This window comes from Actinomyces sp. HMSC08A09 (assembly GCF_001807465.1).
Taxonomy (GTDB): Bacteria; Actinomycetota; Actinomycetes; order Actinomycetales; family Actinomycetaceae; genus Actinomyces; species Actinomyces oris.
In genome coordinates, this window is sequence record NZ_KV789086.1 from 19,975 (window position 1) to 27,086 (window position 7,112).

Below are 7,112 nucleotides of genomic sequence, written 5' to 3' on the forward strand. Positions count from 1 at the left end.
ACCTGAGCCTCAGCCTGATCCGTCGGAAGGACCAACCCGTATGCGCATCGCCGTCGTCGCCCTGGGCAAGATCGGACTGCCTCTGGCCGTCCAGTACGCAGACAAGGGCCACGAGGTCATCGGAGTCGACGTCAACCCCGCCGTCGTCGAGGCCGTCAACGCCGGAACCGAGCCCTTCCCCGGCGAGGCCCACCTGGCCGAGAAGCTCGCCGCCCTGAGCCCCGCCACCGGCAACGGCGCCCTGCGCGCCACCACCGACTATGCCGAGGCCATCCCCGAGGCCGACGCCATCGTCCTGGTCGTGCCGCTCTTCGTCAACGACGCCACCTGGGAGCCGGACTTCGCCTGGATGGACGACGCCACCCGCTCCCTGGCCGCCCACCTGACCCCCAACACCCTCATCTCCTATGAGACCACCCTGCCCGTGGGCACGCTGCGGGGCCGCTTCAAGCCCATGATCGAGGAGATCAGCGGCCTGAAGGAGGGGACCGACTTCCACCTGGTCTTCAGCCCCGAGCGGGTCCTCACCGGCCGTGTCTTCGCCGACCTGCGCCGCTACCCCAAGCTCGTGGGCGGTCTGGACGAGGCCGGTACCCAGGCCGGTATCGCCTTCTACGAGTCCGTCCTCGACTTCGACGAGCGCGACGACCTGCCCCGCCCCAACGGCGTGTGGGACATGGGCACCGCCGAGGCCGCTGAGATGGCCAAGCTCGCCGAGACCACCTACCGCGACGTCAACATCGGCCTGGCCAACCAGTTCGCCGTCTACGCCGACAAGGCCGGCTTCGACATCGAGCGCGTCATTGAGGCCTGCAACTCCCAGCCCTACTCCCACATCCACCGCCCCGGCATCGCGGTGGGCGGGCACTGCATCCCGGTCTACCCGCGCCTGTACCTGTCCACCGACCCCGATGCATCCGTGGTGCGCACCGCCCGCACCTTCAACGCCACGATGCCCGCCTACGTGGTGGGTCGGGCCACCGAGGTGCTCGGCTCGCTCAAGGGCCTGCGCGTCGTCGTGCTGGGGGCCTCCTACCGCGGCAAGGTCAAGGAGACCGCCTTCTCCGGGGTCTTCCCCACCGTGGAGGCCCTGCGCGAGGCCGGCGCCGAGGTCCTCGTCCACGACCCCATGTACACCGACGAGGAGCTGGCCGGTTTCGGCTGGACCCCCTACCACCTGGGGGAGCAGGTCGACGTCGCCATCGTCCAGGCCGACCACCCCGAGTACGGCGAGCTCTCCGCCGCCGACCTGCCCGGGCTGCGCCTCCTGCTGGACGGACGCCGCGCCACCGACGCCGCCAAGTGGACCGGTGTGCCGCGCCTGACCATCGGCGGAGGCGAGTGACCCCGCAGGCGCTCTGAGGTCGGCAGGAGGAATGACTGCGAGCGTGGCGGCGGGGCTGTCCGGAGACTCCGGCTGGATCCTGACGGCCGCCACGCTCGTCGTGGCCGGGCTGCTCCTGGTGCCCGGCTGGATCGTGGGACGCTCGGCGCGCCTGGCCGCACTGCCGTCGCTGGCGGTGGCTCCGGCGCTCAGCTCGGCGATCATCGCGGCGGCGGAGATCCTCGCCCACGCCCTCGCGTTGCCCTGGCTCCCCTGGGGATGGGCGGTGATCGCCGGCCTGACGGCGGTCGTGGCGTTGATGGCACGTCTGATCGTCGGTGCCCCACCGGAGCGTGCGCGACGAGCGGCGTCGCAGGGCCGGGCCGAGTGGGTGATCCTGGCTGCAGGCCTGACCGTGGCCGTTATCGTGCCGGCCGGGGTGATTCTGACCGTCCTGCCGGGGCCCGGCTACCCGGCACAGGTCTTCGACGCCACCTTCCACCTCAACGCGGTGGCGGCCATCCGTGAGGGCGGCAACGCCTCCATGCTGGGGGGCCTGTCCGCCCTCTACTCCGGCCGCACCGTCTACTACCCCACGGTCTGGCACGGGGCGGTGGCGCTGGCACCGGGCAGCCCGGCCCCGGTCAGTACCGCGGGGGTGCTGGCCCTCACCGCGGTGGTCTGGCCGCTGAGCCTGCTGGGGTTGCTCGCCCGGGCCGCAGGTCTTGACGCTGCCCGGGCCTCGGAGACGGATCGAGCCCGCCGCAGGCAACGGACCTGCGCGGTCGCCGCTGTGCTCGCGCTCAGCGCCGCAGTGGTGGGGTTCCCACTGCTGCCCATGACGGCCTTGGCAGTGTGGCCCTACGCCCTGAGCGTTGCGGGGCTTCCCGGCGTCCTCGTGCTCTACGACCTGCTGCGTCAGGAAACCGCCTCGTGGCGCCTGCGTCTGGTACTGGTCCTCCTCGCCCTGGCCGCCGGCGGCGGCGTGGTGGCCGCGCACGGCACCGGCCTGTTCAACCTCGCCGTCTTGAGCCCACCCTTCTTGGTCAACCTCCTCGTCTCCCGATGGCGTCGCAGCGCCACCAGGCGGGGCGGCCGCGCCCTCCTGGTGGCCGGAGCGGTCGCGTCCGTGCTGGTCCTGGCCGTGGGGGCCTGGGTCATGCGCGCCTCCCTGGCCTCTGTCCTGGGCTATCAGCGCCCGGCCGGGGGAGTGGGCGGCATCGTGGCGACCCTGGGGCAGGCGCTCATCGACCTGCCGATGTATGGGGCGGTCCCGGGGGCCTCCCTGCCCGTCGGGATCGTGTTCGGCGGACTCACCCTGGCGGCGGCATGGTCGGCACGTGCACACCGGGATCAGCGCCCCTGGCTCGTCATGTGGCTCCTGTCGCTGCTGCTTGTGGTCCTCGTGGGGGGACCCCAGTGGGCCGGCCGTCAGCTCGGAGCGCCCTGGTACCTCCAGAAGGCCCGGATCCTTCCGCTTGTCATCCTGCCGGCGCTCGTCCTCATGGTGCAGGCCGGGGCCGGGCGGCCTGGGCGACGACTGTGGGGGTGGCTGCGTCGACTGGCCTCACGGGTCGGCGGGGCCCGGCCGCAGCGTGCGGCGGTGGCCTTGCTGGCAGCGCTTGTACTTCTGCCGGTGGTGGCAAGGGTCCCCCTGGAACGCAACCTCGTCGCCTCCGTCTACGACCCGCAGCGCATCAAGTACGGGACCTTGCTGACCGAGGACGCCCTGGCGCTCATTGAGCGCTCGAGGAGCGTCCTGCCTCAGGACGCGGTCGTCCTCGGAGCGCCATCGCGAGGGGCCGCCCACCTGTGGTCCTTGGGCGGGGTCCACGTCGTCTACCCGACGCGTGACCAGACAGCACCTGGAACCCCGGGTGCGACCCTGCCCTCTGCCTGGCCCACCCTGGGGCAGAAGGGCTCCCAGACCTGCGCGCTCCTCAACCGGCTGGGGGTGCGCTACTTCTACAGCAGTTCGGACGCCACGGCCGCGGGCTCCGTGGCAGGAGCAGCCCCCCTGCGCTGGGACGCCCCGCTGACCCGAATCCCCAGCGAGGGGCTCGAGCTCATCGACTCCCAGGGCAGCACCTCACTGTGGCGCATCACCGCCTGTGACTGAGGCGGCCTTGGCGTTGTGCGCTCAGACCTCGGTGTACTGAACCACTGATGGCGGCTCGGCGCAGAGGCCAACCATCCGAGGCACAAGAGTGGTGAAGTGTGCTGAGGCATTGTGGGCCTCGATTGCGGTGTCGTTGCGCCAGGTCTCGAGCACGACGAAAGAAGCGGAATCGTCCCTGGCCACGCACAGGTCGTAGGCGAGATTGCCATCTTCGGCCCGTGAGGCCTCCACGAGTTCGCCGGCAAGGGCGCGGAACTCCTCAACGGCATCGGGACGGACGCGGAACGTGGCGACAATACGGATCATGGGGCTCTCCTCACGCTGAGTCAGAACTAGGGCTTCTGCGGGAACGCGTGTGGGGCCCCCGCGGGGACCCCACACGTCACGGCTTATCGATGGCGGCTCGATGGCGGCGCCGCCCGATCACTGCCCCTGGGCGGCGTACTTCGCCTCGACCTCGGCCTTGAGCGGGCGCCACCAGGCCTCGTTGTCCCGGTACCAGTCGATGGTGGCCTGCAGACCGGAGCGGAAGTCGGTGAACTTCGGCGCCCAGCCGAGCTCCTCGACCAGCTTGGAGTTGTCGATGGCGTAGCGCATGTCGTGACCGGGGCGGTCGGCGACGTGCTCGTAGTCGTCGGGAGCGTGGCCCATGAGCTCCAGGATCAGCTCGACGACCTCCTTGTTGTTCTTCTCGCCGTTGGCGCCGATGAGGTAGGTCTCGCCGATGCGGCCCTTCTCGATGATGTCCCACACGGCGTCGTTGTGGTCCAGGACGTGGATCCAGTCACGCACGTTCTCGCCGGCGCCGTAGAGCTTGGGGCGCACGCCGTCGATGAGGTTGGTGATCTGACGCGGGATGAACTTCTCGATGTGCTGGTAGGGCCCGTAGTTGTTCGAGCAGTTGGAGATCGTCGCCTCCACGCCGAAGGAGCGCACCCAGGCGCGCACGAGCAGGTCGCTTCCGGCCTTGGACGAGGAGTAGGGGGAGGAGGGGTTGTAGGGCGTCGTCGGCTCGAACTTCGCCGGGTCGTCCAGCTCCAGGTCCCCGTAGACCTCGTCGGTGGAGATGTGGTGGAAGCGCACCTTGTGGCGGCGCACCGCCTCCAGGAGGGTGAAGGTGCCCACGAGGTTGGTCTGGATGAAGGGGGAGGGGTCGCGCAGCGAGTTGTCGTTGTGAGACTCGGCCGCGAAGTGGACGACGACGTCGGCCTGGGCGACGAGCGGGTCGACGACGTCGGCGTCGGCGATGTCCCCGACGACGAGCGTGACGCGGCCGCCCAGGTCTGCCAGTGAGCCCTTGTTCCCGGCGTAGGTGAGCTTGTCCAGGACGGTGACGGTGGCGTCGGGATGGCGCACCAGGGTCTGGTGGACGAAGTTGGCGCCGATGAAGCCGGCGCCTCCGGTGATGAGGACGTGCATAGAACTCGCTCCGATACGTGGGAACTGCGGGCGCTGAGCGCCCATCATGGCCGACGCCATCATGCCACAGGAGTGCGCTCGAGCTCACGGGCGGCCGCAGAGCGCGACTTCCGGGCCGGCGCAGTCGGACCGAGGGTCCCGGGGTGGTGAGACCGGATTGCAATAGACGTGCCGTGAACCGGTAAAACCGCGGAGCCTCAAGAAAAGGTGTGGGGCGGGTTGGTGGTCTCCGGGATTTTGGGTGCCGATGCAGCCGGCGCCGTCAAGGACCCTCCGTGACATTCAGTAAACTATCAGCAATCTCTTGGAAATTGCTCAGAAATTTGATTTCGTGCCTCTCGAGGGAGCGCGTCGTCGGTTGTGATGGTGAGGCCTGATGGACGCCCGTCGGTATCACCTCAAAGGAACCCCATGAACGTCCCTCGCGCACTTGGTCGCATCGCTCCCCGCGGCGGCCATCGCCTCAGTGGCCATGCCGGTGGTCTCAGCGCCCGCGCACACGCGTGCCGCTCCGCCGGGCTCATCGCCCTGACCTCGCTGCTCCTGTCAAGCCTGGTCCCCGTGGCCGGTGCCGCTCCGGGTGCCGGCGACTCCGGTGGTCAGGGTGAGGCCCCCGCTCCGGTGCAGATCCTCGACCTGACCACCGCTAGCGGGCAGGCCACCGAGGTGGCGCAGTCGGGGCTCGACGACGTCCAGGCCTCGCCGGGGCAGGGCTCCGGCTCGGGGTCGCGCGATGGGGCGGGCGCCCAGACGCCAAGGCCGTCGACCGAGGAGGCCAGTGGCTCCGATAACGCCGCCTCGGTGAGCCCGGCGGCGGTGCTCGGCGCAACCGCCACCGTGCCCGCCCTCGCTCAGGCCACGGGCGCAGCCGACGCGCCGGTCCCGTCGATCCTGCCGGCGGCCACGGACCCGCAGGCGGACGCCGCCTTGCTCACCGACCCCCTCGAGGTCGACCGCTTCTTCGTCGCCGGCTTCACCTGGACCGGCGGCGCCGACCTGCCCGACGGCGTGCGCATCTACCTGCGCGTGCGGGAGAGCGGGAGCTGGTCGCCCTGGTACCTGAGCGAGGCGGCCGACTCCGGCCGCGACGATCGCGCCACCCCCGGCACGGGGGAGTTCGTCACCGGCGGAGCCGACGCGATCCAGGCCTCCGTCGTCGGCAGCTCGCTTCCCGCCGGGCTCAAGCTGGCCATGGTCCCCTCCCGCCCGCAGGGCGAGGAGGTCCTCGGTGCAGACGACCTCAAGACCACCGAGGCTGCACCGACCCCCGTCATCGAGGATGCCTCCGCCATGGAGAACCAGGGCACTCAGGTGGATCCGGCCGCCATGACGCTGTCCGCGAGCCCCGCGCCGGTCGCCCAGCCGGCCGCAGTATCGGTTGCTTCGCCAGCCACGGCACCAGCCACTGTGCCTGTCGTTGCACCGGCTGCGACGACCGCCAACGGCCTGCCGGTTGCGGTGACCACCCGGGCCGAGTGGGGGGCCAATGCCTCCTACATGAGCTGGGATCCCGAGTACGCGAGAGCCGGCCACGTCGTCGTCCACCACACCGCAGGCACCAACAGCTACTCAGCAGGCCAGTCCGCCTCCATCGTGCGGGGCATCTACTACTACCACGCGGTCGTCCTGGACTGGGGCGACATCGGCTACAACTTCCTCGTCGACAAGTTCGGCACCGTCTTCGAGGGGCGCTCCGGCTCCGTGGCGGCACCGGCCGGCAGGATGAGCATCGGGGCGCACGCCCGAGGCGTCAACACCGGCACCATGGGCATCTCCATGATGGGGGACTACAGCACGGTATCCCCCTCGGACGCCCAGCTGAGCTCCGTGGGCAAGATGGCCGGATGGTTCCTCAAACGAGCCGGCATCTCCGATGTCACCGGCTGGGCGGGCCTGCACGTGTGGACGACCGAGCGCTACCAGGCCGGCTCCACCATCTCCATGCCCCGCATCCTCGGGCACCGCGACGTCGGCTACACCACCTGCCCCGGCAACGTCGGCTACTCCAAGCTCGGCACCATCCGCGCCATCGCCAAGGCGCAGGGCTCCTCCCCGCAGGGGGGAAGCAGTGGTGCGTCGTCGACCGTGCCCCAGGACCATCCGGGAGCCGTCGCCCTGCGCAGCGCCCTGGGCGCCAACGGCTGGATCGGAGCGGCCACCTCCGGCGTCCAGGCCTCCACCAAGGGTGGGGTGTTCCAGAGCTTCGAGCACGGGGTGGGCTACTGGAGCCCGGCGACTGGTGCGCAGTTC

5 protein-coding genes are annotated in these 7,112 nt (G+C 70.3%); 3 read left to right on the forward strand and 2 right to left on the reverse strand.

The genetic code is table 11. From position 1 onward, the window contains the following. Window positions 1-40: 40 nt before the first annotated feature. Window positions 41-1,345: a nucleotide sugar dehydrogenase gene (locus HMPREF3165_RS01575; protein WP_003787076.1), complete on the forward strand. Its 1,305-nt coding sequence runs from the start codon at window positions 41-43 to the stop codon at window positions 1,343-1,345. 31 nt (window positions 1,346-1,376) lie between these two features. Then, complete coding sequence (locus HMPREF3165_RS01580; RefSeq protein WP_003787074.1) at window positions 1,377-3,443, forward strand: DUF6541 family protein; 2,067 nt, start codon at window positions 1,377-1,379, stop codon at window positions 3,441-3,443. A 21-nt stretch (window positions 3,444-3,464) separates the two neighbouring features. Here the strand turns inward: HMPREF3165_RS01580 and HMPREF3165_RS01585 are convergent, their stop codons facing one another. Then, on the reverse strand, window positions 3,465-3,749 hold the full coding sequence (locus tag HMPREF3165_RS01585) for a putative quinol monooxygenase (RefSeq protein WP_020991749.1): 285 nt from the start codon (window positions 3,747-3,749) through the stop codon (window positions 3,465-3,467). A gap of 117 nt (window positions 3,750-3,866) precedes the next feature. Further along, window positions 3,867-4,862 carry a dTDP-glucose 4,6-dehydratase gene (gene rfbB, locus HMPREF3165_RS01590; protein ID WP_020991748.1) on the reverse strand — a complete coding sequence of 332 codons (996 nt, stop codon included), beginning with the start codon at window positions 4,860-4,862 and terminating at the stop codon, window positions 3,867-3,869. Window positions 4,863-5,273: 411 nt separating this feature from the next. On the opposite strand from rfbB, the gene HMPREF3165_RS01595 reads away from it, so the two are divergent. Beyond that, window positions 5,274-7,112: N-acetylmuramoyl-L-alanine amidase (locus HMPREF3165_RS01595; protein WP_070510370.1), on the forward strand; the 1,839-nt coding region annotated here is incomplete at its 3' end.

What these genes read in the sequence shown, in the direction of transcription:
- HMPREF3165_RS01575 (WP_003787076.1), top strand. Translation starts at nt 41, where the DNA reads ATGCGCATCGCCGTCGTCGCCCTGGGCAAGATCGGACTGCCTCTGGCC.
- HMPREF3165_RS01580 (WP_003787074.1), top strand. Translation starts at nt 1,377, where the DNA reads ATGACTGCGAGCGTGGCGGCGGGGCTGTCCGGAGACTCCGGCTGGATC.
- HMPREF3165_RS01585 (WP_020991749.1), bottom strand. Translation starts at nt 3,749, where the DNA reads ATGATCCGTATTGTCGCCACGTTCCGCGTCCGTCCCGATGCCGTTGAG.
- rfbB (WP_020991748.1), bottom strand. Translation starts at nt 4,862, where the DNA reads ATGCACGTCCTCATCACCGGAGGCGCCGGCTTCATCGGCGCCAACTTC.